At 40.0% G+C, this 26,469-nt stretch carries 22 protein-coding genes and 1 pseudogene; 9 read left to right on the forward strand and 14 right to left on the reverse strand.

Features of this window, described 5'->3' with window-relative positions:
• Window positions 1-160: 160 nt before the first annotated feature.
• From QYC40_RS12260 to mobA, 12 genes and pseudogenes are all read right to left on the reverse strand, one after another.
• Window positions 161-2,194: a heavy metal translocating P-type ATPase gene (locus QYC40_RS12260; protein ID WP_094258249.1), complete on the reverse strand. Its 2,034-nt coding sequence runs from the start codon at window positions 2,192-2,194 to the stop codon at window positions 161-163.
• A gap of 5 nt (window positions 2,195-2,199) precedes the next feature.
• Window positions 2,200-2,919: a transglutaminase family protein gene (locus tag QYC40_RS12265; RefSeq protein ID WP_094258315.1), complete on the reverse strand. Its 720-nt coding sequence runs from the start codon at window positions 2,917-2,919 to the stop codon at window positions 2,200-2,202.
• A gap of 47 nt (window positions 2,920-2,966) precedes the next feature.
• Complete coding sequence (locus QYC40_RS12270) at window positions 2,967-3,389, reverse strand: Fur family transcriptional regulator (protein ID WP_094258248.1); 423 nt, start codon at window positions 3,387-3,389, stop codon at window positions 2,967-2,969.
• Between the two features lie 11 nt (window positions 3,390-3,400).
• Window positions 3,401-4,660, reverse strand: a complete 1,260-nt coding sequence (locus QYC40_RS12275) for an efflux RND transporter periplasmic adaptor subunit (protein ID WP_094258247.1) — start codon at window positions 4,658-4,660, stop codon at window positions 3,401-3,403.
• Between the two features lie 8 nt (window positions 4,661-4,668).
• Window positions 4,669-9,027, reverse strand: coding sequence for a CusA/CzcA family heavy metal efflux RND transporter (locus QYC40_RS12280; protein WP_094258246.1), 4,359 nt, complete (start codon window positions 9,025-9,027; stop codon window positions 4,669-4,671).
• Window positions 9,028-9,156: 129 nt separating this feature from the next.
• Window positions 9,157-9,537 carry a DUF6660 family protein gene (locus tag QYC40_RS18590; RefSeq protein ID WP_367652275.1) on the reverse strand — a complete coding sequence of 127 codons (381 nt, stop codon included), beginning with the start codon at window positions 9,535-9,537 and terminating at the stop codon, window positions 9,157-9,159.
• 160 nt (window positions 9,538-9,697) lie between these two features.
• Window positions 9,698-11,700, reverse strand: a pseudogene (gene mobC, locus QYC40_RS12285) (conjugal transfer protein MobC).
• Window positions 11,701-11,897: 197 nt separating this feature from the next.
• A complete protein-coding gene (locus QYC40_RS12290) occupies window positions 11,898-12,104 on the reverse strand; it encodes a GDCCVxC domain-containing (seleno)protein (protein ID WP_002993202.1) in 207 nt (68 codons plus the stop codon).
• Window positions 12,105-12,111: 7 nt separating this feature from the next.
• Window positions 12,112-12,705 (reverse strand): mercuric transport protein MerTP, encoded by a 594-nt coding sequence (merTP, locus tag QYC40_RS12295; protein ID WP_002993200.1) that lies wholly within the window; start codon window positions 12,703-12,705, stop codon window positions 12,112-12,114.
• Window positions 12,702-13,076, reverse strand: a complete 375-nt coding sequence (locus QYC40_RS12300; RefSeq protein WP_301990496.1) for a metalloregulator ArsR/SmtB family transcription factor — start codon at window positions 13,074-13,076, stop codon at window positions 12,702-12,704. Before QYC40_RS12300 ends, merTP begins: the two co-directional genes overlap by 4 nt.
• Window positions 13,077-13,172: 96 nt before the next feature.
• Window positions 13,173-14,453 (reverse strand): conjugal transfer protein MobB, encoded by a 1,281-nt coding sequence (mobB, locus tag QYC40_RS12305; protein WP_002993196.1) that lies wholly within the window; start codon window positions 14,451-14,453, stop codon window positions 13,173-13,175.
• Window positions 14,454-14,461: 8 nt separating this feature from the next.
• Window positions 14,462-14,893 carry a conjugal transfer protein MobA gene (mobA, locus tag QYC40_RS12310; RefSeq protein ID WP_002993194.1) on the reverse strand — a complete coding sequence of 144 codons (432 nt, stop codon included), beginning with the start codon at window positions 14,891-14,893 and terminating at the stop codon, window positions 14,462-14,464.
• A gap of 688 nt (window positions 14,894-15,581) precedes the next feature.
• On the opposite strand from mobA, the gene QYC40_RS12315 reads away from it, so the two are divergent.
• The 3 genes from QYC40_RS12315 to QYC40_RS12325 are packed head-to-tail and all read left to right on the forward strand — an operon-like array spanning window position 15,582 to window position 17,397.
• A complete protein-coding gene (locus QYC40_RS12315) occupies window positions 15,582-16,349 on the forward strand; it encodes a ParA family protein (RefSeq protein ID WP_002993188.1) in 768 nt (255 codons plus the stop codon).
• 11 nt (window positions 16,350-16,360) lie between these two features.
• Window positions 16,361-16,759 carry a DUF3408 domain-containing protein gene (locus QYC40_RS12320; protein WP_002993187.1) on the forward strand — a complete coding sequence of 133 codons (399 nt, stop codon included), beginning with the start codon at window positions 16,361-16,363 and terminating at the stop codon, window positions 16,757-16,759.
• Window positions 16,760-16,761: 2 nt separating this feature from the next.
• Window positions 16,762-17,397 carry a hypothetical protein gene (locus QYC40_RS12325; protein ID WP_002993186.1) on the forward strand — a complete coding sequence of 212 codons (636 nt, stop codon included), beginning with the start codon at window positions 16,762-16,764 and terminating at the stop codon, window positions 17,395-17,397.
• 60 nt (window positions 17,398-17,457) lie between these two features.
• Here the strand turns inward: QYC40_RS12325 and QYC40_RS12330 are convergent, their stop codons facing one another.
• Window positions 17,458-18,252, reverse strand: a complete 795-nt coding sequence (locus QYC40_RS12330) for a cation transporter (protein WP_094280386.1) — start codon at window positions 18,250-18,252, stop codon at window positions 17,458-17,460.
• Window positions 18,253-18,257: 5 nt separating this feature from the next.
• Complete coding sequence (locus QYC40_RS12335; protein WP_367652276.1) at window positions 18,258-20,429, reverse strand: TonB-dependent receptor plug domain-containing protein; 2,172 nt, start codon at window positions 20,427-20,429, stop codon at window positions 18,258-18,260.
• 587 nt (window positions 20,430-21,016) lie between these two features.
• Between QYC40_RS12335 and QYC40_RS12340 the strand changes: the two genes are divergently transcribed.
• Genes QYC40_RS12340 through traK form a run of 6 tightly spaced genes read left to right on the forward strand, consistent with a single transcriptional unit; the run spans window position 21,017 to window position 26,467 of the window.
• A complete protein-coding gene (locus QYC40_RS12340; protein WP_002993181.1) occupies window positions 21,017-21,322 on the forward strand; it encodes a DUF4134 domain-containing protein in 306 nt (101 codons plus the stop codon).
• 11 nt (window positions 21,323-21,333) lie between these two features.
• Window positions 21,334-21,666 carry a DUF4133 domain-containing protein gene (locus QYC40_RS12345; protein WP_002993179.1) on the forward strand — a complete coding sequence of 111 codons (333 nt, stop codon included), beginning with the start codon at window positions 21,334-21,336 and terminating at the stop codon, window positions 21,664-21,666.
• Window positions 21,663-24,164: a TraG family conjugative transposon ATPase gene (locus QYC40_RS12350; RefSeq protein WP_002993178.1), complete on the forward strand. Its 2,502-nt coding sequence runs from the start codon at window positions 21,663-21,665 to the stop codon at window positions 24,162-24,164. The genes QYC40_RS12345 and QYC40_RS12350 overlap by 4 nt, the downstream gene beginning before the upstream one ends.
• A 27-nt stretch (window positions 24,165-24,191) precedes the next feature.
• A complete protein-coding gene (locus tag QYC40_RS12355) occupies window positions 24,192-24,824 on the forward strand; it encodes a DUF4141 domain-containing protein (protein ID WP_002993177.1) in 633 nt (210 codons plus the stop codon).
• Between the two features lie 3 nt (window positions 24,825-24,827).
• On the forward strand, window positions 24,828-25,823 hold the full coding sequence (traJ, locus tag QYC40_RS12360; protein WP_002993175.1) for a conjugative transposon protein TraJ: 996 nt from the start codon (window positions 24,828-24,830) through the stop codon (window positions 25,821-25,823).
• A 20-nt stretch (window positions 25,824-25,843) separates the two neighbouring features.
• Window positions 25,844-26,467 carry a conjugative transposon protein TraK gene (traK, locus tag QYC40_RS12365; RefSeq protein ID WP_002993173.1) on the forward strand — a complete coding sequence of 208 codons (624 nt, stop codon included), beginning with the start codon at window positions 25,844-25,846 and terminating at the stop codon, window positions 26,465-26,467.
• The last annotated feature ends 2 nt before the right edge of the window (window positions 26,468-26,469 follow it).

Consider the following 26,469-nt stretch of genomic DNA (forward strand, 5'->3'; position numbering starts at 1 on the left):
GTTTTCAGAAGCATACTTCAACCTACTTAAATGGTTCTTACATCAACAAGGTTGTCGTCACTGATGTCCAAAGACATTAAGTCGCTTCGGTTGAATACCTTTATATATTTCTTTTTGCGTATTTTCTGTTTTCTTTTCAATACTTATAAATTGACGTCCTTTAAAATTTCATCCGCTGTATTCGTACCGCATTAAGAATAGCCAATAACGCCACGCCCACATCAGCAAAAACGGCTTCCCACATTGTAGCCAATCCACCTGCACCAAGCACCAATACAATTCCTTTTACCACAAATGCCAATGTGATATTTTGCCAAACGATTTTCTTTGTCTTTTTTCCAATATTGATTGCCATTGGGATTTTGCTCGGCTTATCGTCTTGTATGACCACATCTGCCGTTTCAATAGTGGCATCGCTTCCCAAACCGCCCATTGCGATACCTACGTCGCTCAACGCCACAACGGGAGCATCGTTCACGCCGTCGCCGACGAAAGCAACGCTTTCGCCTTTGGCTTTAATTTCTTTAACCCTGTTTACTTTATCTTCGGGCAATAAATCCCCAAAAGCATTATCTATCCCCAACTGCTCCGCTACATACTTTACCACTGTACTTTTATCTCCGCTAAGCATAGTTGCTTTCACATTGAGTTTATGCAATAAACGGATGGTTTTCTCTGCATCTTCTTTGATACTGTCGGCAATCGTAATGTAACCGACAAATTTGTTATCGTAAGCAACGGCAATGGTCGTATAAACGATGCTGTTCGGATCTAAGTCGTATTGTATTCCAAACTTGTTCATCAGCTTGAAATTTCCAACCAACAAGTCTTTACCATTTACGGTTGATTTCAGCCCGTGTCCAGCAATTTCCTCTGTATTTTCTAAGCGGATTGTATTATCCAGTTCCCCCACGTATTCGTGAATAGCTGTCGCTACGGGGTGCGTACTGTGGCTTTCCAATACATTGACCAATTGCAAAATTTCATCTTGATTGAACGCTTTGTCAAATACCACTTCTTGAACCTTGAAAACACCCTCTGTCATTGTACCCGTTTTATCCATTACCACATTTTGGATATTGGAAAGGCTATCTAAAAAGTTACTTCCTTTGAACAGTATTCCGTTTTTGCTCGCTGCTCCAATGCCACCGAAATAACCCAATGGAATACTGATTACTAAGGCACAAGGACAAGAAATAACTAAGAATACCAAAGCCCTGTACAACCAATCCCTAAACTCATAATCAGCTACGAAAAAGTAAGGCAGCACACAGATAGCGACCGCTAACAGTACCACTATAGGGGTATATATTTTCGCAAACTTGCGGATAAATAATTCCGTTGGTGCTTTTTGTGAAGTAGCATTTTGTACCAATTCCAAAATTTTACTCAACTTACTATCCATATATGCGGTTGTGACCTGCACTTGTGCAACGGTATTAAGGTTTATCATACCTGCCAAAACCGTTTCGCCTTTGGCTTTGGTGTCGGGTTTGCTTTCGCCTGTGAGTGCTGAGGTGTTGAACGATGCCGTTTCAGACAATAATTCTCCGTCCAAACCTAATTTTTCTCCCGGTTTCAATTGTATTATTTCGCCGATATTCACGGTTTCCGCCTTTACAGTTAGGGGTTGGTCGTTTCTTAAAACCGTTACCTCATCAGGTCTTTGGTCGAGCAATGATTTGATATTTGCTTTGGCTCTGGAAACCGCCATTGTCTGAAAAACTTCTCCAACAGCATAAAACAACATCACGGCAACGCCCTCGGGATATTCGCCAATGGCAAATGCCCCGATGGTGGCAATGCCCATTAAAAAGAACTCTGAAAAGATTTCCCCTTTTCTGATGCTTTTCACGGCATCTGTCAATACAGGAAACCCAACGGGAGCATACGCAACCACATACCAAATAATCCTTACCCAACCCGTAAACCATTGCTGTGGAAGCCAATGATCAAATGCTATGGCAGCAAGCAACAATACCAATGATATTATACTCGGCAAAAACATTTTAATTGGACTACTCTCACTATGACTGTGGTCGTGTCCTTCATCATCGCCGTGGTCGTGTTGATGCTTTTCATTTACCAGCTCTTTTGCACCTGCTTCGGTGTAAATTTTTTCTTCCAGCGTGCAACAAGTCATTTTGCCTTGTGCATCATACGTATGCTTATGATTTTTGTCTGTATTTGTCATAGCCTTTAATTTTTTAGGTTCGTTACACTTTTATTTCTTATTATTTCTACGTTATTATTCATTATATACCTCACGATATACTGAAAAACAAATCGCTTTAACGCATTTAGCTTTTGCTGATGCTTAGAATAAAATTCATCGGGTGTATCAAAAACGCCAAAGTCCTGATTGATGCCCTTATCTTGAATAAACGTATTGTTGAGGTTCCATTCAATCGGTGGGTTCTCAAAATTATCGGTATAAACCCCGAAACCACAAAATGTGGTTTTGCAATCGCTGTTCTGCTCCTGCAATTTGGTGAGATAGGGTTTATCCAAAATCACACCTTCTAAAAAATACCACTGTTCATTTACCCATACTTCTACCCAGCTATGTAAGATGTTTTGAGGCGAAAGTTTGTACCAAATACCCGTAATAGCTCCTTTTTGCAAGGCTTTGTCAATGGTAAAACCGTGAATGCGGTTAGGTATTCCCGTTGCTCTTAATAACGTCATTAGCAAAGTCGCTTTGGTATTGCACTGTCCATAGCCATCCTGCAATATTTCTGATGCAGGTATATCGTCCGAAACATTGTAGCCAAATTTTATTTCATCCCTGACAAAATTGTAAATGGCTTTAACTCTTGAAACATTGCCCAAATCTTTCCACCCTCTTTGTTCCAATAGCTCTTGTATAGAAACGTTTGAGTAGTCAAGGATTTTTGTTTCTTTAAGATAGTTATCCATAACACATTTATATTTATGACAAAGATACACAGGAAGAGCCTGCAATGCTATTGCAAACTCTCCTTTAAACAGTTCTCGCAAATACCTTTACCAAATAGTTTTATTTCGTCAATACGGTAATTTTGGTTTCCATTCTGCGGTATTATAAAATCCTCCTTACAGGTTGTCTGTTTACAGATTTTACAATAGAAATGTAAGTGCCAATCTTTGTGTGTTTCTTCATCACACCCATCGTGACACAAAATATACTTAACGGTAGTGTTCTCCTGAATACTGTGTACAATGCCTTTTTCCTCGAAAGTTTTCAAAGTCCTGTAAATCGTAACCCTGTCTGCTTTATAGAAATGACTTTCGATTTCAGATAAGGACATCGCTGTCTGCTGTTGCTCCAAGAAATCATATACCAATATCCGCATACTGGTCGGATTGGTGTTCTTTGACAACAGCTTTTGTTCAATGCTTTTTTTCATTATATACCATTTTAGTGAGCGTGACCGTGTTCTCCGGTATCATTCATTTTTGCATTCACAAAAAACGCACCTTTTATCACGATATGTGTACCGTGTGGAATTTCATTTACAGGCGTTATCGCCGTGTAACCCAATTGAGAAGCACCTTTAACGACCTCCATTCTTGTAAATTGAGTTCCATTTTCCGAACCGTGGTCGTGAGCCTCATCTTCTTTATGGTCGTGCGGTTCTTCTTCCTGCTCCTTGACCAAAAAGATGTAATATTTCCCGTCTGCATTGACAACCGCTTCGTTGGGTACAGCCGTACTTAATACATCATCTAAACTTACATTTCCGGTTATGCTCATTCCGTCAATCAATCCTGTTTTATCTCCGGTAATTCTGCTGTGAACGGCAATGGTTTTGCTCTCTCCGCTAAAAGATGAACCTATACTATAAACTTCGGCAGAATGGGTCTTATTGGGGTTGTTGGTTACGACAAAATCTATTTTCTGACCTATTTTGATTAGGGGAATATCTTTTTCATAAACCTGTAAGTCCAAGTGCAATGCTGTGTTCTCTATTATTTCGGCAATAGGCGAAGACACATCTACATAGCTTCCGATTTTGGCAAAAACGTTACTTACCGTACCGCCTATCGGACTTGTAACGACCAACGAGGATTTAAGGCTGGAATTTGACAGGGAAGCCGGATTAATGCCCATCATTTGGATTTGTTGTTGTAACGATGCTTTTCGTGTTCTCAACGTGTTCAATTCAGATGTGGCACTTTGCAGGTTTTTCTTTGCACCTGCATTTCCCTCGTTCAGCTCTCTTTGTCTTGCAACTTCCTGCTCTGCAAATTCTATCCTGCTATTGATGCTTAGGTATTCTTCCTGTAATTGTATGAATTCCGGATTGGAAATAGTGGCGATGACCTGACCTTTTTTTACGAAATCGCCTATCTCCACATTGAGGGATTTGATAACGCCGCCAAACATTGAAGTTGCATTTGCCTTGTTGCTGTTGGGTACTCTCAATCCACCGTTGGCTTTCAATGTTGCGGACAATTGTTTCTGTTCAATCATCCCGATTTCGATACCTACAGCTTTTATCTGTTCATCGGTCAGTACCGCAACGTTTTCTTCTTCGTGTTCGTCCGTTGTTGCTGCTGCTTCGCTACCGTGATTATGTCCGTCGTCCTCCGTATGTTTATTTGTACAGGCGTTCAAAGCAAAGATTGCTACGAGGACAAAAACGCTGAAAACTATATTATTGATGATACGTTTCATATTTTGTATTATTTGCTGATTAATGAATGAATAAGCGTTACAGCCTCATTGATTTGCTGTATGCTCTTTAGATAATTAAGCTGAATATCGGTTGTTGTCTGCAAGGCAAAGAGGTACTCCACATAAGAAATATCTCCGGTACTGTACCCTAACTTTGCCGCATTGATGATTTCATCAGCATTCGGAAGTGCCTGCTCCTTGAAATAGGTAAACTGTGAAACATTCTGTTCATATTGTTTCAGGGCATTTGCCAACTCCGTTTTTAGCTGCTGTTGTTGCCATTGGGCATTCAGTTCCAATGATTGTTTTTGATAATCAAGGGAACGGATTTTCGCTCTGGTCGTAGTAAAGAGTGGAATGGTTATGCCTACATCAACAAAACTGAACCGCTGTCCTCTGCCGTAAAATTGTTCCACGCCGTTTCTACTGTGCATTCCTATCAGCGATATATTATTATAACCGAACGTAAAATCAGGCAGGCTGTTTGCCCGTTCCAACTTCTTGTTCTGTTCAGCGATTTTAGCCTCCTGATACAATAGCTGGATGCTTGGGTGGTTTTCAATAGCTGAACTGTCTATGAAAGAAGTCAAAAGTAATGGTTCATAGTCTGATTTGGGTTCAATGGCAAAATCTTCCTTTGTCTGCATCAGGTTTTTAAGATTCTGATAGGCATTTTGCCTGAAGACCTCATTTTGCTGGAGCAATATATTGATTTCCCCCTTTTTGGTAACAGCCGTACTGACTTCTATCCGCCCTATATCTCCTGTTTTATAACGCAGCTCCGCCACACGGATAAAGTCTGCATAAATACTATCCAAATACTTCAATACCGAAGCATTATGTTCCAGATACGCTAACTGATAATAATATGTTCTTACCTGCTTTCTTAGCTCATTTTCTGTCAGAGCCTTTGACCATTCCTGCCCTTTGACTTGCTCTTTGACAAGGTTTTTCTTTACCCCAAAAAGTGTTGGAAAGGGTATAGTCTGCGAAATTTGGAAACCGTCATTGTACTCAAATCCATCTGTATTCCCATATTGGAAATTTAAATCGGTTTTCGGTAGCTCATATGCTGTCTTACTCAAACTTTGGGTAGATTGAATCTCCAATTTTTTGGAACGGAGCTGAGGGTTATTTTCCATAGCTATTTCGATAGCTCTATCTACGTTTACAGGATTTTGTGCATTACTGGTTTGAGAAAAGCCTAAGAACGTAAACAGTAACAATATAGGTGTTATGGCTTTCATTTTATTATTTTTTGTAGGCTTATGATTTCTCATAAATACGAGGTATAGTAAAGGCAGTACGAATAACGTCAATGCCGTTGCTGACATCAATCCGCCGATAACGACCGTTGCCAACGGTTTTTGTACTTCTGCACCCGCACTTGTACTCAATGCCATCGGTAAGAAACCTAAACTTGCTACCGACGCTGTCATTAATACGGGTCTTAGTCTTGTTTTAGCCCCCTCGATAATTCTCGGGATAATCTCGTTCCAACCCTCTTTTTCCAATCTGTTGAATGTGGAAATCAGTACAATCCCGTTCAGAACAGCAACACCAAACAAAGCGATAAACCCTACACCTGCTGATATGCTGAATGGCATATCCCTCAACAATAGGGCAAACACACCTCCAATGGCACTCATCGGGATAGCTGTATAGACCAAAACGGCTTCCTTGAACGAATGAAACGTGAAGTACAATAAGATAAAAATCAAAAGCAGGGCGATAGGTACTGCAATCAGTAATCTGTCAGTAGCTTTTTGGAGGTTCTCAAACTGACCGCCATAGGTAAAATAATATCCTGTCGGTAGCTTAACCTGTTCAGCCAACTTATCCTGAATTTCTTCTACAACACTTGCTACATCCCGCCCTTGTACATTAAATCCGACATATATCCTTCGTTTTCCTCCTTCACGGCTGATTTGTGCAGGACCTAATTTATAGTCAATGTTGGCAACCTGCGAAAGTGGAACCTGCTCTCCGTTTGGAAGTGGAATAAACAGATTGCTCACATCCTCAATAGAACTGCGGTGTTCTTCATCAAGCCGTACCACCAAATCAAATCTACGCTCATTTTCATAAACCACGCCTGCTGATTTACCTGCAAACGCAGTACTGACAATATCGTTTATCTCCTGTACATTCAAGCCATAGTTGGCTATTCGGGTACGGTCGTATTCGATATTAATCTGTGGAAGACCTGCTATCCGTTCTACCTGCGGAGCGGTTGCACCCTCTACCGTTTGAATAATGGCATTGGCTTTATTGGCATAAATCAACAAACTGTCGAGGTTCTCTCCGAATATTTTCACAGCTACATCTTGCCTGATACCCGTCATCAGTTCATTAAACCTCATCTGTATCGGCTGGTTGGCTTCAAAGAATACACCGGGAATAACTTCGAGTTTCTCCATCATTTCATTGGAAAGTTCGTCATACGATTTCTTTGTTTTCCATTCGTCCTGTGGTTTAAGAATAATCATCAGGTCGGTCGCTTCGGGCGGCATCGGGTCTGTCGGTACTTCGGCAGCCCCCGTTTTTCCTACAACCATTTTTACTTCGTCAAACTCCTTGATTATCTTAGATGCCTGCATAGAGGTTTCCAGACTTTGGCTTAAGGATGTTCCTTGCGGCAAAATACAATGGAAAGCAAAATCGCCCTCGCCCAATGTTGGCAGGAACTCTCCGCCCATCCGTGAAAAAAGGAATATACTAATGGTAAAAAGTCCGACGGCAACCGCAATAATCACATATTTTATCCGAATGGCTTTTTCTAACAAAGGCTTATAAACCCCTTGAAGATAGTCCATCATTTTGTCTGAAAAATTCCTTTTGGTAATCGGTTTTTTAGACAGACACAAGGCACTCATCATCGGGATATAGGTAAAGGACAAAATCAAAGCTCCCAAAATGGCGAAACTTACGGTCTGCGCCATTGGCGTAAACATTTTTCCTTCTATGCCGACCAAAGTAAGGATAGGAATATAAACAATGAGGATAATGATTTCTCCAAATGCTGCACTCGTACGGATTTTTCTTGCAGATTCATACACCTCCTCGTCCATTTCTGCCTGCGTAAGTTTTTGAGTGGATTTCCGTAAGCCCAAATGGTGCATTGTGGCTTCAACAACGATCAGCGAACCGTCCACTATCAATCCGAAATCAATAGCTCCCAAACTCATCAGGTTGGCACTTACGCCAAATAACCTCATCATTCCCAATGCAAAAAGCATTGATAACGGTATAGCTGATGCGACGATTAAACCTGCCCTGAAATTCCCTAAGAAGATAATCAATACAAATATTACGATTAATGCACCTTCAATTAGGTTTTTTTCGACAGTACTTATCGCTCTATCTACCAGGTTCATTCTATCCAAATAAGGTTCTATGACCACATCATCGGGTAGAGATTGTTGGATAACCGGTATTTTTTCTTTGATGTTTTTTACGACCGTAGCAGTGTTTTCTCCCTTGAGCATCATTACAATACCTCCCACAGCATCTACTTCGCCGTTATAGGTCATTGCTCCGTATCGGGTAGCGTGACCAAATTGTACTTTTGCTACATCTTTGATGAATACCGGAACACTTTCCGTATTTTTAACAACAATATTACCTACATCTTCCAGTGAAGTGACTAAACCAATTCCCCGAATGAAGTATGCATTGGGTTTCTTATCAATATAAGCGCCTCCGGTATTTTGGTTGTTGTTTTCGAGTGCAGTAAAAATATCGGAGATACTGACGTCCATCGCTTTGATGCGGTTAGGGTCAACGGATACCTCGTATTGTTTGAGCAGACCGCCGAAACTATTAACTTCTGCAATTCCCGGAGTACCGTAAAGTTGTCTGGCGACAATCCAATCCTGCATTGTCCGTAAATCCATTGCAGAATATTTATCTTCGCTTCCTTGTTTGGGATGGAGAATGTATTGGTACACTTCGCCAAGACCTGTACTGACAGGAGCAAGTTCAGGCGTTCCAACTCCATCAGGTATCTGGTCTTGTGCTTCTTTCAGCTGTTGGCTTACCAACTGTCTTGCAAAATAAATATCGACATTGTCTTGAAACACTACGGTTACAACAGATAGTCCAAACCTCGAAACACTTCTTATTTCTTCTACTTTGGGAAGATTGACGATACTTTGCTCTACAGGAAATGTAACCAGTTGCTCCACCTCCTGTCCTGCTAATGTTGGTGACAGGGTAATAATCTGAACCTGATTGTTTGTAATGTCAGGTTGGGCATCAATGGGGATTTTCGTGGCACTCCATACCCCCCAAATGATGAGTAATAAGGTCATTAATCCTATAATGAACTTATTCTTTATAGAGAATTTTATAATGTTATTTAACACTTTTTGTGATGATTAATGATGGATAAATAATGATAAAATCATAATGATTATGTTTTTAGGGAATATAAATACCCTAAAAACCAAGCTAACGCTGTTAGCATTAAGCTGTAATCATTTAAACATTAAAAATTATGCATTAATCTTTGGCGGTTGCCAAATTTCTCCCAGATAGAGGGATATAAAGATAGATTTATAGTAAACTATGGCCTTAGACAAGTCAAAGGTCTTCTTAACTAAGTTATATACATTCCATTGAAGCACTATGCCCGACACCATTCCACAACAACCGCATAAACAAAACGGACTGCACATATCAGGTTTTTCCTGATGGTCGTGGCTTGCTTTATGGGCTAATTCTTCTGAATGGTTATGGTTTTGAAAACTCTCCTTTTCATACATATCGGTACAAGGCATTAAAAATACCGCCATCATATAAATTGCCAATATGGAAAAAAAGACTTTCATATTCTTTTGCAAAGTTAGTAAAAAAGTAATGCAATGGCATTGCATTGTTTTGAATAATTACTATTTTATATAATATCCTTTTTCATTCTGAATATTTGTTTTACATACTGTTCAAAACAATATTGGCGACACTCCATACTAAATTTAAGAAGAAGTATCGCCAATATTTTTTAGTCTATACTAAAAATTTCCACTTGTACCTTTATTACTCTTGCTGTATCAAATGCTGTAAGTTCGGGTCATTCTTAATCCGTTCCATTTCACTTTCGACGATATGCAGAATATCTGATTTTATCTGACGGTAATTGCTTTCAATTTCCTGCTTCATTTTATCCTCGCCTTGCTCATCTACAAAGGATAGGATTTGCGGTATCTTTTGATAGGCTTTTGTTTCGGCGGCTACCTTTTCATTATCGACCACGATTTCTGCGTGAAATATCTTTTGTTCGATACGATCGTCAAAATTATCCGATACAGAACCGACAAACATACCCTGCGTTAAGGTTGAAATTTTGGAAGCCGGAATAAGGCTGTCTAATTGTGTAGAAATAGAAGTTGATTTATCATTACGGTTTATCGTCATACTTTGACGTTTCTGTAATACTTTTCCAAAACGTTCCGAAAGGCTTTTTGCCGTTTCTCCTACAACCTGTCCACTGAATACATTACCTACGGTGTTTTGAATAACTTTAGCTTCTTTATCGCCGTAATCACGTATCAACTGCGAAAAGTCCTGAAAGCCCAAGCACACAGCCACCTTATTACTTCTCGCCGTTGCGATAAGATTGTCCAACCCTCTAAAATAAATCGTGGGCAACTCATCTATAATAACCGAACTCTTTAATTGTCCTTTCTTATTGATGAGCTTGACAATTCGGGAGTTGTACAAGCCCAAAGCTGCGGAGTAGATATTTTGACGGTCGGGATTGTTACCCACGCACAAAATCTTCGGCTCGTTCGGGTTGTTGATGTCCAATGAAAAATCATCGCCTGTCATAACCCAATACAACTGCGGTGATATCATTCGTGACAAAGGGATTTTAGCCGATGCAATTTGTCCCTGCAACTGGTCTTGTGCTCCGCCTTGCCAAGCATCCATAAATGGTGAAAGATAGTTTTCCAAATCAGGATACGAAGTTAAAATGGTAAATACATCCGAATACTTTTTATTCAGCAATTCAATGGCGTGTGGAAAGGTGCAATACTTACCATTCTCGTAAATTTTTAAAAACCAGATGATAGCCGCTAAAAGAATAATTGGAGATTCGACAAAGAAATCTCCTTGTTTTTGTATCCAGCTTCTGTTGAGGTTCAACATAATCGTGTAAGCGGCTTCGTAAGCATCGGATATGTCAGTCATAAATCTGGATTGAGCGGATTGCAACGATGGCTCTTGCGTGGATCGTCAAAGTTGATGACGTAGAACTTTGGTTTTATTTCGTACTTATCCTGATGTTTCAATAAATGATTATAAGCAATAGTAGAAAGGTCGTCAAACTTGAAATCGTAGATATACATCGAAAAACCTTTTTCAATTTGTTGCTTGATATAATTGTTAACGACGGCATACGATTTACCAGAACCCGGAGTCCCCAAAACAATCGTTGCTCTGAAAGGATTTACGATATTGATCCAGCCCTTGTGTTCCTTTTTATTGTACCAAAATTTAGTAGGCAGGTTTACGGAATATTCATTTTCCATCAATTTGGTTTCCTGCATAAAACTTTCGTTCTCCATATTGAAAACATCATCCATCAGGTTGTTTTTCAATAACCTGCTTATCCAAACCCCAGCCATCAGCAAAGCAATATAACCTAGTCCGATAGTCAGTATATAAAAGAATGTGCCAATGATGGGCGACAACTTTAACAGTGGTGTATTCAGAAAGAACAGCAAAAAACCAATTCCCAAAGCCACGTAAATCTTTGACCAGGTTATCTTCTCGTTCTTCACGCCTTTGGTTCCCAAACAGCTTAAAGCCAATAACACGATTGCAAATACTTTGGTATATAAAGTATGCGAAAACAAACCGGCTGTTCGGTCAAAATTCCCTAATATTTTATTGATTACTTCTAGTGTCCAGCCACGTTCCATAAAGAAACCATAACAAAACCAATAAAGATGCATCAGTACTAATAGAATACTAACTGCTCTCATAAAAGCCATTATTTTGGCTAAACCTCTTAAATCGTCTTCTCCTTGCATTATTTTTAATTTTAATGTTCGGGCGTGAATTTAAAGACTATAAAGATTGGCTTTGGAAAAGTGGTAGTGGATGGCGGTGAGTGGCAGGGTTCGGCTGGGTCTAAGAGGTATAGCTTCTATACCCCTTTTATATAGTAATATTTATAGGTAGTAAAATAAAAATACTTTAGTTATATCGACCTTCTTTTGTTTTATACCCGTTAGCAACATTTTTTGTTTTGCTGAATAGGTGGACAAGGAACATTTCCATAACTACAATAAACACAACAGTCGCCTTGCTTTGGTTTAAGAACATGTTTGCACTTTTCACATTCGTAAAAATATTGGCAAGCATCTGTCGGCATTGTTTCTTCTTTCTTGTGTCCGCAGTTGGGGCAAGTGATTATTGATTGCAATTTGATTTCCATTTTAATTTTAATTTTTCGCGGTTACAGAATACCCTGTTGAGTTTATTGCTTTTTCAATTTCAGAAATATTTGTTTTCGAGTTGTCAAACTCTACGATTGTATTTCCATTTTCATAAGAAGCTTTTAGATTGACAATCCCTATCAATTTATTCACTTCGTGATTTATGTGTTCTTCACAACTTGCACAAGTCATTCCGCTAATCGTAAATTCTACTTTTTCAATATTGGATTTGTCCACTATTATGATTTGCTTTTCTGTCTTTGGGTAGAAAACACTTGAATAATATGGAAAAGCAAGCATTACTATTGCAAATGATGTTACAATTCCTAAAAACGTTTTCGACTGAATGAATTTTGGTTTTTCTGCTGTTTCACAATTGCAATCAATTTGCTTTTTAGGCTTTAACTTTTGATACCAAGCAAAACCAAGAACCAAAATTGTCAAACCGATAAAATACGGTCTGAAAGATTCAAGCCAAGAAAAAGTGGAGGCAAGTCCGCTTGTTCCTGCAATGAGAGCCAAAACTGGTGTAACGCAACAAAGTGAAGCTGCAATTGCAGTCAAAAGTCCTGCGCCGATAAGTTTGTTGTTTGTTTTCATATTGCTTCTATGACTTTGTTTTCATCAAGTATTTTAAAAAACGGTTTTAGCAATTTTTCATATTCCTTGGTCAATGAATAAAAAATAGTTTGGGCCTCCCTGTCTGTTTCTACTAGATTACGGTCTTTAAGTTTTCGTAAATGTTGTGAAACTGCCGAGATTGTCATTCCAAGAACGTCGCTTATATCGCAAACACAAAGTCGTTTTTCTTCGTAAAGTAGGAAGAGAATTTTAAGTCTTACGATATTTCCTGCCAATTCAAGCCCATTCGATAAATAATCAAACGAATCGTTAAGCTCTAAAACCCGGTCTTTACAGCGGTTTATTTGTTCAATGTCTGCTTGTTGACGTATACAAGAATTATTACCCATAGTGCAAATATAGTTAATTCGTTTATTTAAGCAAATGCTAAAATACAATTTAACAAATCGTTTTAAAAGCAGATTTTAATTCCAAAAGATGACTTACTATAGTCTTCTTTTCTTTTTCTTCATCCTATTAGCAAAATCCTGTTCCTCGTAATCTTCCCCCTGTGCTTCAGGTATGAGCAAACCTCCAAAGGCTTCTATCAAACCGTCTTCGTGTTTTTCAGTATTTAAGAAGTCGAACAAATGATGTGGTTCTTCCGCAGGTAAATCCTCCGTATCAGTCGGTTTGGACAATTTTGGTAGGGGTGCAACTGGCTCTTTAATCTCCGCTTTGATATTATTGTTCCAATAATCATTAAAGGTATTGGCAGAAAGTTCTTTTGCCAATCGTGAACCGTTCCAAACGCTTTTAGAGTTGTGGTCAATGAACGACATACCGTAAATTCGTCCGGTATCGTTTCTGCGTATCACTACATTGATACCTTGCTCGCCTAACTGTTTTTTAAAGCTCAATTCGTCAACCGTTGATTGCAGGGCAATGGTAACGGCTGATTTTAAAGTCTGTTTGGTTGCGGTATCTTTCAGGGTTGTTTTGCATTTCGCAAAATGCAATTCCAAAGCCGGAAGCCCTGCGTTCTTTCCGAAAAACGAAGCCTTGAACGGATGTCCTGCTTTTTCGCCTTTCTCATTCAATGGAATGTACAATAAACCCTGCTGTGCCTTTCCGTGTAATTCTCCCTCCACTTTCTCGGTGGTAATATTGAACAGGGAAAGCAAAGCATTGTATTCTCCCAAAGTTTGGTATTGATAATAGTTCGGCAAGTGGCGAATGACCGAAGCAATCTGACTTTTTATATCACTTGCCCGATAATCCACCGGACGAAAAACCTTATCATTGTGATTACGTTCTTTGTCCGTTGCGGGTATCAGACCGTGTTTTCTTTCCAGTTCACGGCATACACTCATAGACCGCATTTTCTCAAAACTATCCGAAATTTTCACGCCCTGTTCGTCCACGCAGACCGATACGATATGGATATGACTACGGTCAATATCGGTATGTTTGAAGACCACAAAAGGCTGTTCGCCGTAACCCATTTCACGCATATATTCTTCCGCCATTTCCCTAAACTTATCATCATCTACATTATCCTTGGGATCAGGATTGAGCGAAATATGCAACGTATGTTTCTCGGTATTGCGGTTGGCGATGAGATAAGGAGCAAAAGATTGGGCTAATTGTGCTACGGAATAATGTCCGTTAGCAGTTTCAATTATCTTATTGGCGAACAAAATTTGTCCATTTTCGTTCTCCACTTTGAGCTGATTATATGCCAAGGCTCCGTATAAATTTGCGCTTCTACCAATTTTCGCAATCATTTCTGCTGTTATTTTTTCAGATATTTTACATCAAATTCTTCCGTTATCTGGACAATTTCTTTAAACAAGGCGGTCATTTCAGCCGTATGTTTTTCCAATTTATAGAGATATGCTGCTGCCTTTTTCTCCGAAAAGTTCTTATACAATAGCTTTACGACCTGATTATAATTCACGCCAATAGATCGAAATTGACTGTGAAACGAAGTCAATCGCATATAAAAATCAATTGTTCCTTTGTCTATTTTAACAGATTTTATCGTCTTATCGAAGATGCAAGAGGTTATAAAATGTGCCTTAACCTGCATACCGGACTTTTCAAATAAGTCAAGAAAACGGGCATGCTCTTCCTCATTAAAGGAAATCGTGTACCGGATTTTAGCGGGATCGTTTTTTAGAGGACGCCCGCCCTTTTTTAACTGCTTTCTGCTGTTTTCATTCATCACTAATCCATTTTTAATTCATACAAAACGCCGACTTCGGAGGACGTTTTCTGCCCCCGGCAGGGCAAGTTGTTTTGAGCATCGGAAATCTTTTCGAGATGCTCAAAACACAACTTGCCGTGTTCTGGTGAACACAAAAATCCGCCCTTCGGGACGGATTAAATGTAGCAGGGATAAACGGCTTGATGCCGTTCTGCTTTTGTCCAGTTCCTCAAGATGCCTTTGCATAAATCTGTTAATAAAATTCTATATACAAAGTAAGACACTACTTATGAGAGCATCACAATCAGACACATAGCCAAACACTGCCTTTGGGTGCCAAAGACTACCACCCATCAATAACGAGCCGATTCAATCGCTTTATTTGCCGTATAGTTTTAGTGCAGGTAATAAAAAATGTAATGAGGATAAAAAATAAATTGGGTTTTAGTACAGAAATTTTGGAATAAAAGCATAGGGTTTTAAAAACATAAAACTGTAAAAGCATAAAAGCGGTAAAGCAATTTACAAGTTGTAAGGTTTTCCAGTTGCTAAAAATGATTACCCACCAAGCGGTAATAAAAGCAAATAACAATCAAGAAAATTTCCAAAAGGGGAATACAGGCATATAGGAAATAGGTACTATTTAAATAAACCAATATTCAAACCTGCCAAACAAATAAAATGTGTAACAATAAATCTTTAAATAATGGAAACAAAAAAGAAAACTTTAAAAATTAGTTTTTCAACGCCTAAAGGCGGTGTTGGAAAATCTACTATGACCGCATTACTTTCAAGTGTATTGCATTATCGTTTAGCTTTTAATGTCCTTGTAATGGATTGTGATTTCCCACAACACAGCTTAGCCAATATGAGGGAAAGGGATTTGAAAACTATTATGCAGAATGATTACCACAAAAGAGCTGCAATGAAGTTGTATCAAAGTATCAATAAAAAAGCATATCCGATTATCAGTTGTAAACCGGAGGATGCCTTGTCAAAGGCTTTAGAATACGTAAATCAATCTGCAATAGAGCCTGATATAACTTTTTTTGATCTTCCCGGAACAGCTAATACAAAAGGTGTGCTCACGACCTTAAGAACAATGGATTTTATTTTTTCTCCAATTAGTGCTGACCGTCTAGTTATGGAAAGTACACTGAGCTTTACTAAAGCATTCCTTGGCTTGCCCGAAACGGAGGAGAGTAATGAAGATCAGAAAATGTGGATGTTTTGGAATCAGGTAGATGGTCGAGAGAAAACAGGAATATACGAGGCTTATCAAAGCGTTATTAACGAACTCGATTTATCTGTGATGAATTCTCGGATAATGGATAGTAAACGTTTCAGAAAAGAGACGGACGATACACCGAACAGTGTATTTCGGTCAAGTCTGTTACCTGCCGAACCTCAACTAATGAAAGTAACGAGACTGGATTTATTTATTGAAGAATTTTTAAAAATTGTTAATCTCTAAAATAGTTAAGTATGTCAACAGATAAGAGAAGAAAAGATTTTGATAAGCCCGATGTTGATGAAGAATTAATCATGAATATCATGAGTGGTAATCAATCTGTTACTATACCCGAAGTTATTCAACAACAGAAAATACAGAAGGAAACAAAACCAAAAGCCCGCAATAGCTCCCTAAAGAAGGTGGATTATGAGGAGACATTTCTGGTCAATCGTTTTCCTTCAGGTCGAAACGGAAAGGTCGTTTACATTCGTCCAGAATATCACGAAAGGTTGTTACGTATAGTACAATTAACAAGAGAAGAAAAGACTACACTCTATTCTTATATCGACAACATTCTTGAACACCATTTTAGAGAGTACGGGGACGATATTACAGATTATTTCAACGAACGTTTTAAACCAATTTTATAGTTATGGAAATTGTAATAGTAATATGCCTGCTGATCGTCATTGTCCTGCTTTTGCAGGATAAGATTATCATTAAGAAAAGGTCAAAACAAAAACCTCCGCAAAAGAAAGTCAATCCGGATCTGCCCGATATTATGGGACAGCCCAAACCCGTAGAACGCCTTTCAGTGCCAAACACTGCCAATGAACGCCAGATTGAGGAACCAGAGGTAAATCCCGATAATTTAGACATTGAATACGACGAAAATGAAAACAGGAGTATTCAGATTCCGCAGGAAGAGCTGGATGAAGTTTTTAGCAATCAACCTGATTTTGAAGAAGAGGAAGAAGAATGGAACAGGTACGGAATATCTGGTGGCGATAATGGTTTTGCCCAAGGGGTTACCTTTGAAGAACTAAGCTCCGTGGGGATGTTGCTTCAGCAAGAAAAACTGGAGTCATCTCAAAAGGAAACAGCGATAGCAATCGTTCAGAAAATACAGGGAACCGAATTATTTAGTCTGCTGGAAAATTCTATAGCGGGTGCATCCAGTAAAATTGCCAAGCTATTGGATAGCTCACTCTCATCTGAAACGGAAATCAGTTCTTCCACTTTGCGGAACAATGATTTAGATGATTTTGATATTGGGGAGTTTGTCTGAAACGGAATTATTTTAATTGAGCCTGAAAAACTAAATTTCAGGCTCAACTTATTTTTACATTTACTTTGCCAACTTCAATATTCTGTAAGCCCCTCTTGCTACAATTACAAATACAATAGCTCCAATAATCAAATCTGGATAACTTGAATTGAGCCAATTAACTAAAAGACCAGCAACAATAACTCCCGAATTGATAATGACATCATTTGATGTGAATATCATCGAAGCCTGCATATGCGCTTCTTTACTTTTGTTCTTTTGTAAAAGATAAAGGCAAAATACGTTTGCAATCAATGCTAAAACTGAAACGACAATCATTGTCTTGAAATCGGGCATAGCTTCAATTCCCATACAACGTCTGATTACTTCAACGAAACCTATAATAGCCAGTAAGACTTGGAAGTATCCTGCAAATCTGGCGATGTTGTTTTTTAAAGCGATTGTTCCACCCACGGCGATTAATGCCAATGCGTAAACGACACTGTCGGCAAGCATATCCAAACTATCGGCTACCAACCCCATTGAGCCTGAAAAAACACCGAATAACATTTCCAATCCAAAGAACAGGAAGTTGATAATCAATACGATCCAAAGTAATTTCCGTTGCTTGTTGCTTGTATCTGTTTCAACAACGAAATTACTTTTTTCGGTTGAAACCAATGTCGTATTTAGATTCAGTGTTCCCAGAGCCAAAAAAATTGGCTCTGGGTTTCCATCGTGATAAACGTCTAATTTTCTATTGGCTATATCGAATTCCAATCCTTTTACCGTATCAAAGTCTTGCAGTTTCATACGGATTAATTGCTCCTCGCTTGGGCAATCCATTTTAGTTATATTGAATATGGTTTTTTCCATTTATTTTAAAGCTTAAATTTTATTCCTCCGTTAATCACAAATCCGTCCAAAGGTGCATAATTGTCTTTAAAAACTGGATTGGTTATTGTTCCTGTATAAATGCTGTCAAAGCGTGTTTGTCGGGTGTCGAGGAAGTTTTCAAAGTTGATGTACAGAGAAAATCTTTCCCAAATCTTTTCAGCCATAAATCCAGTAATAAAGTAATCTTTGCCCGTAGTTCCATTATTCAGTTTTTGGCGACTGAAATAATAGGCTTCCAGACCAATTTTCCATTTGTCTTCTATTTCATACATCAGGATGGAATTAATGCGGTGTTTTGGTGTTAAAGGGCTTTCTACAGTCGTTCCATTATGGTGTAATCGGGCATCTGTATAGGTATAACCCAAAAACAATTTCAGGTCATCATAACCAATTTTAATATTGGTTTCTGTTCCTTTGGTATGGATGTAGCCAGGAGAATTAACAAACTGATACAGATTTGCCGAGGAGTTTTCAAGTAACAAGGGATTATCCAAATAGGTGTAAAAGAACAATTGATTTATGCTAAATGACCAATCTTCCCCAATGTAGGTGCGGTAATTGATGTCTGCATTTGCTCCATAACTTTTTTCCAATTTATTGGTCTTGTCGTCAATGGGCATTACATTTTGATATTGTAGGCGTTCGCTTTCTTCCGTAAAAATGGTAGGTATTTTATAGCCAAATCCACCACCAACTCGTGAAGTTAAGCCCTCGGCAATGTGGAATAGAGCCGAAACTCTCGGTAAGAATACCACCCCATAATCCACAACATAATCCGTTCTAAAACCTGTTTCCAATTGAAACCAATCCGTAGCATTAAAAGAATTTTGTACAAAAGCACCGAATGTAGTCTGATTATAATCTCTCAACGGAGATGCCATAATCTGCTTTTCTTTGAAATTATCCGTCCAAATATTAATACCTGTGACCCATTCCGATTTTTCAGTACTGTTGGTGTAGTTGGCTTCGGTAAAACTTGCTGTTTGTGTTCCCTCAAACTTATAGTTTGGAATGGTAGTATTTCGGTTAAAATAACTTACACTATTTTTGACTTGAACAGTACTGTTTTCATTGATGATATGGTCGAAAATAAATTGTGTGGAATAGCGTTGTGTTTTATTTTCCTCAAAATATTGGTTTGTATTATCTCCATTTCCTTTGATGTAAAGCATATCACCTCCCAAACGGCTCTCGATCGTTGTGTTGATACCGAAGTTCAGTTTCGTCTTTTCATTGAAATAAACGAAGAGCTTCGGATTCAGTACATAGCGTTCGAATTGTGGAATAGCGGATAGTCCGTTCTTAGCAGGATCATAAGCTGCGTTACGGTTATGGGAAGCAAATATAGTTGTTCCAATTTTATTAAACCTTTGTCCATAAAAGCCGTTTATATCCAAACCCCTGCCGGATGTTCCATTGAGGTGAAAACCTAAATCTCTCTCATAGGTCGGCGTTTTGGAAATCAGATTGACCAGTCCAGCTATTGCTCCGCCTCCATATAGTGTAGATGTAGAGCCTTTGATGACTTCTACTTGTTTGAGGTCAAGTGGTGGTATCTGTAACAAACCCAATCCACTTGAAGCACCTGAATAAATGGGGAAACCGTCTTTCAGGATTTGTGTATATCTTCCATCAAGTCCCTGAATACGAATACTTGCATTGGCACTGGTAGGCGAAGTGGTTTGTACGTGAATACCTGTGCTTTCCGCTAAAAGCATACGAATATCTCCCGGTTTCATGTTCCCTTTTTCGCCCAGTTCTTCACTTCCAATAAATTCAATACGGGTAGGGATATTTTGTATACTCCTTGTGCTTCTTGTGGATGAAATGACAACTTCCTCTAACTCCTCTGAACTTTCTTTGAGTAAGATTTCAATAGGACTGTTGTCAGCTAATGGAAATTCCAATGTATCTATATAGTCGTTAAAACCGATATAGCTAAAATGTATTTCCTGTATCCCATCAGGAATATTTTCTATTATGATGAGACCGTTTTCGTTTGATGTAGCGGCAAGCGAGGTTCCTTTTATAGATGCTGTCACTCCAATCAAAAGATTTTTGTTTTCACTGTTTCTAATAACAGCATTTAAAATGTTTTGTGCAAATACACAGAGATTTAGTGTCATAAAAAATGACACAAAGACTATTTTTTTCATTGTATAAAAAAACATTAATGTTTGAAAAATGAGAATTGACGGTTTGTAGCACCGTAATCTGTTATTGTGCCGAAGACACTAAAAACATTAATTAATCTTAGGGGGTTGCCAAATGGAAGAGAGGAAGTCTGAAACAGCTGACGCTGTTATTACACCTAATTTCTTTTTAGGTTGTTGGACATAATTGGATGTTAAAGCATAAAAGGAAGTAATTACAAATCCAGTACAGGTATTGCATTTAGAAAAAGGCGAGCAACATTCCATACCGCAATCGTCGCTATCTTGTTCTTGACTATTTGTTGTTTGATTCACTAGGTCAAAACATTTATCTTCCATAAAGCTTGGCAAGGTCGATAAGACCAAAACCATTAATGCTAATATGTACGACAAGGATTTCATTTTACGAAGATAGTAAAAACCTCTCTCTTCCTGTCAACACCTCTCTATTTTCTTTAGCAATTCAGCCACCCACAGCCAAACAATTCCTCTCACTGCCACTTTGTTATCACGCCTTGATTTCTAAAACACCTTTGTCCCGAAAGTCCGCAAGGTGCGGGATAACAGTAACAAATTAATGTGTTTCAATTATGAAAAAACAAAGTAAAAAAGTTTTGCTGGCAGCCGTAGCAATGCTGTCAGGAATGGGTGCGTTCGCACAGGGAAACGGGTCGGCAGGTATCAACGAGGCTACCCAAATGGTAACGTCTTATTTCGACCCTGCCACCCAACTCATTTATGCGATTGGGGCGGTTGTCGGCTTAATCGGAGGTGTTAAGGTGTACAACAAATTCAGCTCGGGCGACCCCGACACATCGAAGACGGCGGCTTCGTGGTTCGGTGCGTGTATCTTCCTGATTGTTGCGGCTACTATCCTGCGTTCATTCTTCCTGTAAACCTCTGCCTTATGAACAGTTATAACATTAACAAAGGCATTGGCAGGACAGTGGAATTTAAAGGGCTGAAAGCCCAATACCTGTTCATATTCGCTGGTGGTCTGCTCGGTACGCTCATCTTCGTGATGATATTGTATATGGCTGGCGTAAGTAATTACGTCTGCCTGTTTCTCGGAGCTGGCGGTGCTTCGCTCATTGTATGGCAGACCTTTTCGCTGAACCGAAAGTACAGAGAACACGGACTAATGAAAGTAGGTGCGAGAAAACGACACCCTCGCTACATTATTTGTCGTAAGCCTGTACGCAGGTATTTAAAATTCACTCCTAAACCGAAAGCCGTATGAGAAATGTAGCCAAAACAACCACATTGGAACATAAGTTTCCACTCTTGGCAGTAGAAAACAACTGTATCCTGTCCAAAGATGCGGACATAACCGCCTGTTTTGAAGTACGATTGCCTGAGCTGTTTACGGTAGCATCGGCTGAATACGAAGCTATTCACTCCGCCTGGCATAAGGCGATTAAGACATTACCCGATTTTACAGTCATTCACAAGCAAGATTGGTATATCAAAGAAAGCTACACTCCCGATTTGGCACAGGAAGACCAGAGTTTTCTTTCCAAAAGCTATCAACGGCATTTCAACGAACGACCATTCCTGAACCATTATTGCTACCTGTTCCTGACAAAAACGACCAAGAACAGAATGCGTATGCAAAGCAATTTCAGTTCGCTTTGCAAGGGTACGCTTATTCCAAAGGAAATCAATAAGGAAACGATACATCAATTTATGGAAGCGGTCGCACAGTTTGAACGTATCGTGAATGATAGCGGTTTTGTAAACCTGCGACGTTTGACCGAAGACGACATCATCGGAACAGACGAAAAACAGGGATTGCTGGAACAATACCTTACACTTTCGAGAGAAGCCGGAACACCAATGCAGGACATCGCATTAGGAGCGGAAGAAGTGCGTATCGGCAACAAAAGGCTGTCTTTGCACACCTTGTCCGATACGGACGACCTGCCTGCAACTGTTTCGGCTGATACCCGCTTTGAAAAGCTATCTACCGACCGGAGCGACTGCCGTTTGTCGTTTGCTGCACCTGTAGGGTTGTTATTGAGCTGTAACCACATTTACAATCAGTACCTATTCTTGGATAACAGCGAGGACAACCTGCAAAAGTTTGAGAAATCTGCCCGTAATATGCACTCTTTAGCCCGTTATAGTCGGGCGAACCAAATCAATAAGGAGTGGATTGAGAAGTATCTGAACGAAGCACACAGCTTCGGGCTATCTTCTGTAAGAGCACACTTCAATATTATGGCTTGGTCGGAAGACCCTGCGGAACTCAAACAGCTAAAGAACGATTGCGGTAGTGCGTTGGCACTAATGGAGTGTAAGCCCCGCCACAACACGACAGACGTTGCCACATTGTATTGGGCTGCAATGCCAGGCAATGCTGGCGATTTTCCGAGTGAGGAAAGTTTCTATACGTTTATAGAACCTGCCTTGTGCTTCTTTGCAGAAGAAACGAATTACCACAATTCGCCCTCTCCGTTCGGTATCAAAATGGCGGACAGGCTTACAGGAAAACCAATCCATTTGGATATTTCCGATTTGCCGATGAAACGTGGGATTATCACGAACAGAAACAAGTTCATACTTGGTCCGTCAGGTTCGGGAAAATCTTTCTTCACTAACCATATGGTACGCCAATATCACGAACAGGGTGCTCACGTTCTACTCGTAGATACGGGTAACAGTTATCAGGGATTATGCGAACTCATCAAAGGAAAAACCAAAGGCGAAGACGGTGTTTACTTCACGTACACCGAAGATAACCCGATTGCGTTCAATCCCTTTTATACCGATGACGGCGTGTTCGACATCGAAAAGCGGGAAAGTATCAAAACTCTGATACTCACTCTTTGGAAACGGGACGATGAACCGCCGACAAGGTCGGAAGAAGTAGCATTGTCCAATGCTGTTTCCGGTTACATCGAACGTATCAAACAAGATGATACTTATCCGTCATTTAACGGCTTCTATGAGTATGTAAAAGACGACTACCGCAAAGTATTGGAGGAGAAACAAGTCAGGGAAAAAGATTTTGACATTGCCAATTTCCTGAATGTTCTCGAACCCTATTACAAAGGAGGAGAATACGATTATTTGCTCAACTCCGATAAGCAGTTAGACCTTCTTTCCAAACGCTTTATCGTGTTTGAAATTGATGCGATAAAAGACCACAAAATCCTCTTTCCCATAGTCACGATTATCATTATGGAGGTGTTCATTAACAAAATGCGCCGACTGAAAGGTATTCGCAAACTTATCCTGATTGAAGAGGCTTGGAAAGCGATTGCAAAAGAGGGAATGGCAGAATACATCAAGTATTTGTTCAAAACCGTGCGTAAGTTTTTCGGAGAAGCCATTGTCGTAACACAGGAGGTCGATGATATCATCCAGTCGCCCATTGTGAAAGAAAGTATCATCAATAACTCCGACTGTAAAATCCTTTTAGACCAACGCAAGTATATGAACAAGTTTGATGATATACAGGCAATGTTGGGGCTTACCGACAAAGAAAAAGGTCAGGTACTTTCCATCAATATGAACAACGATGCAAGCCGCTTGTACAAAGAGGTTTGGATTGGTTTAGGTGGTACGCACTCGGCAGTCTATGCCACCGAAGTTAGTTTGGAGGAATACCTCGCCTACACCACAGAGGAAACCGAAAAGATGGAAGTGATGCAGCTTGCTGCGGAACTCGATGGTAACGTAGAACTCGCTATTAAGCATATCGCAATGCAACGGCGGGACAATTCAAATCAATAGTCATTAACAATTTAAAAAATCAGAACAATGAAAAAAGTAATGTATCTGGTGTGTACGGCACTGATGCTCGCCGTAGCACCGTCAGCAAAAGCCCAATGGGTTGTAACCGACCCCGCTAATTTGGCTTCAGGGATTATCAACAGTGCGAATGAAATCATACAGACTTCTTCCACCGTGAGTAATGTGATAAAGAACTTCAACGAAGTAAAGAAAGTGTACGACCAGGGCAAGGAGTATTACGACAAGCTGAAAGCTATCAACAACCTTGTAAAAGATGCCCGTAAGGTGCAGCAAACCGTACTCTTGGTGGGCGATGTGTCCGAAATGTACGTGCAGAACTTCGGCAAGATGATGAACGACCCCAATTTTTCGCCACAGGAATTGGTCGCTATTGGCAACGGTTATTCGGCACTGCTCAATGAAAGTACCGAACTGCTGAAAGAACTAAAGCAGATTGTAACCTCTTCAAGCCTTTCGCTGAATGACAAAGAGCGTATGGACATTATTGACCGTGTGTACAAAGAGGTAAAGGATTACCACAGCCTTGTACGCTACTACACCACTAAGAACATTTCTGTGAGCTACCTAAGAGCGAAAAAGAAAAACGATGCCCAAAGAGTGCTTGAACTCTACGGAACTGCTAACCAAAAATACTGGTAAACTATGGAATGGGATAATCTTCACGAACTCCTGCGATCGCTTTATGACGATATGATGCCGCTTGCAGGCGATATGGCGGCAGTAGCTAAGGGTTTGGCGGGATTGGGAGCATTGTTCTATGTAGCATTAAAGGTTTGGCAGGCTTTAAGCCGTGCCGAACCTATTGATATGTTCCCTCTGCTGCGCCCGTTCGCTTTGGGGCTGTGCATTATGTTCTTCCCGACTATCGTACTGGGAACCATCAATGCAGTGTTAAGCCCGGTGGTTGTAGGAACCCACCAAATACTCGAAGACCAGGTGATTGACCTGAACAAGCTGCAACAGCAGAAAGACCAGTTGGAATATGAGGCAATGGTCAGAAATCCTGAAACTGCCTATATGGTATCAGACGAAGAGTTTGATAAGAAACTGGACGAACTGGGTTGGTCGCCGTCCGACATTGGTACAATGGCGGGTATGTATATGGACAGGCAAGCCTACAAGATTGAAAAGGCGATAAAGGACTGGTTTCGCAATCTATTGGAAATACTCTTTCAGGCGGCGGCTTTGGTCATTGATACCATACGAACGTTTTTCCTGATAGTCCTCTCCATACTCGGACCAATAGCCTTTGCTATTTCCGTATGGGACGGCTTTCAGTCCACGCTCACGCAATGGCTCACGAGGTATGTAAGCGTTTACCTGTGGCTTCCCGTTTCGGATTTGTTCAGCTCAATGTTGGCAAGAATACAATCCCTCATTTTAGAACGGGATATAGCAATGCTTGCCGACCCCACCTACATTCCTGATACGAGCAATACCGTGTACATCATTTTTATGATTATCGGCATCATCGGGTACTTCACTATACCGACAGTAACAGGTTGGGTAATCCAAGCCGGAGGCGCAGGGAACTTTACCCGCAATGTAAACTCCACGGCAATGAAAGCCGGAAATATCGCCGGAGCAGGCGCAGGTTCGACAGTTGGAAACATCGGCGGTAAACTGATGAATAAATAAACAATTAATCATTCTAAAAAATGGAATTTAAAACGCTAAGAAATATCGAAAACAGCTTTAGGCAGATAAGGTTATATGCCATTGTGTTTGCGGTTCTCTGCACCAGTGTGGTAGGATACGCCGTATGGCGTTCCTACCGCTTTGCAGAAGAACAACGCCAAAAAATCTATGTACTGGATAATGGTAAATCCCTGATGCTTGCCTTGTCGCAGGATGCAAGCATCAACCGCCCGGTTGAAGCAAGGGAACACGTCAGACGTTTCCACGAACTGTTCTTTACGCTTGCCCCCGACAAGAATGCTATTGAAAGCAATATGAGCAGGGCATTCAACCTTGCCGATAAAAGTGCTTTTGATTACTACAAAGACTTATCGGAAAAGGGCTATTACAGCAGGATTATTTCGGGGAACGTGCAACAACGCATAGAGGTAGATAGTGTCGTGTGCAACTTCGACAACTACCCGTATGCAGTGCGCACCTATGCCAAACAGTTCATCATCCGGTCAAGCAATGTAACCAGACGTAACCTGATTACTTCCTGCTATCTCGTTAACTCCGTTCGCTCTGACAACAACCCGCAAGGTTTCAATATTGAAAAATTTGCAGTCGTGGAAAACAGGGATATCGAAGTCATCGAACGCTAAAA

The organism is Sphingobacterium sp. BN32, from assembly GCF_030503615.1.
Taxonomy (GTDB): domain Bacteria; phylum Bacteroidota; class Bacteroidia; order Sphingobacteriales; family Sphingobacteriaceae; genus Sphingobacterium.

Excerpts from the sequence above, each read along its gene's own strand:
- QYC40_RS12260 (WP_094258249.1), bottom strand. The coding sequence starts at position 2,194 with ATGACAAATACAGACAAAAATCATAAGCATACGTATGATGCACAAGGC.
- QYC40_RS12265 (WP_094258315.1), bottom strand. The coding sequence starts at position 2,919 with ATGGATAACTATCTTAAAGAAACAAAAATCCTTGACTACTCAAACGTT.
- QYC40_RS12270 (WP_094258248.1), bottom strand. The coding sequence starts at position 3,389 with ATGAAAAAAAGCATTGAACAAAAGCTGTTGTCAAAGAACACCAATCCG.
- QYC40_RS12275 (WP_094258247.1), bottom strand. The coding sequence starts at position 4,660 with ATGAAACGTATCATCAATAATATAGTTTTCAGCGTTTTTGTCCTCGTA.
- QYC40_RS18590 (WP_367652275.1), bottom strand. The coding sequence starts at position 9,537 with ATGCAATGCCATTGCATTACTTTTTTACTAACTTTGCAAAAGAATATG.
- QYC40_RS12290 (WP_002993202.1), bottom strand. The coding sequence starts at position 12,104 with ATGGAAATCAAATTGCAATCAATAATCACTTGCCCCAACTGCGGACAC.
- merTP (WP_002993200.1), bottom strand. The coding sequence starts at position 12,705 with ATGAAAACAAACAACAAACTTATCGGCGCAGGACTTTTGACTGCAATT.
- QYC40_RS12300 (WP_301990496.1), bottom strand. The coding sequence starts at position 13,076 with ATGGGTAATAATTCTTGTATACGTCAACAAGCAGACATTGAACAAATA.
- mobB (WP_002993196.1), bottom strand. The coding sequence starts at position 14,453 with ATGATTGCGAAAATTGGTAGAAGCGCAAATTTATACGGAGCCTTGGCA.
- mobA (WP_002993194.1), bottom strand. The coding sequence starts at position 14,893 with ATGAATGAAAACAGCAGAAAGCAGTTAAAAAAGGGCGGGCGTCCTCTA.
- QYC40_RS12315 (WP_002993188.1), top strand. The coding sequence starts at position 15,582 with ATGGAAACAAAAAAGAAAACTTTAAAAATTAGTTTTTCAACGCCTAAA.
- QYC40_RS12320 (WP_002993187.1), top strand. The coding sequence starts at position 16,361 with ATGTCAACAGATAAGAGAAGAAAAGATTTTGATAAGCCCGATGTTGAT.
- QYC40_RS12325 (WP_002993186.1), top strand. The coding sequence starts at position 16,762 with ATGGAAATTGTAATAGTAATATGCCTGCTGATCGTCATTGTCCTGCTT.
- QYC40_RS12330 (WP_094280386.1), bottom strand. The coding sequence starts at position 18,252 with ATGGAAAAAACCATATTCAATATAACTAAAATGGATTGCCCAAGCGAG.
- QYC40_RS12335 (WP_367652276.1), bottom strand. The coding sequence starts at position 20,429 with ATGAAAAAAATAGTCTTTGTGTCATTTTTTATGACACTAAATCTCTGT.
- QYC40_RS12340 (WP_002993181.1), top strand. The coding sequence starts at position 21,017 with ATGAAAAAACAAAGTAAAAAAGTTTTGCTGGCAGCCGTAGCAATGCTG.
- QYC40_RS12345 (WP_002993179.1), top strand. The coding sequence starts at position 21,334 with ATGAACAGTTATAACATTAACAAAGGCATTGGCAGGACAGTGGAATTT.
- QYC40_RS12350 (WP_002993178.1), top strand. The coding sequence starts at position 21,663 with ATGAGAAATGTAGCCAAAACAACCACATTGGAACATAAGTTTCCACTC.
- QYC40_RS12355 (WP_002993177.1), top strand. The coding sequence starts at position 24,192 with ATGAAAAAAGTAATGTATCTGGTGTGTACGGCACTGATGCTCGCCGTA.
- traJ (WP_002993175.1), top strand. The coding sequence starts at position 24,828 with ATGGAATGGGATAATCTTCACGAACTCCTGCGATCGCTTTATGACGAT.
- traK (WP_002993173.1), top strand. The coding sequence starts at position 25,844 with ATGGAATTTAAAACGCTAAGAAATATCGAAAACAGCTTTAGGCAGATA.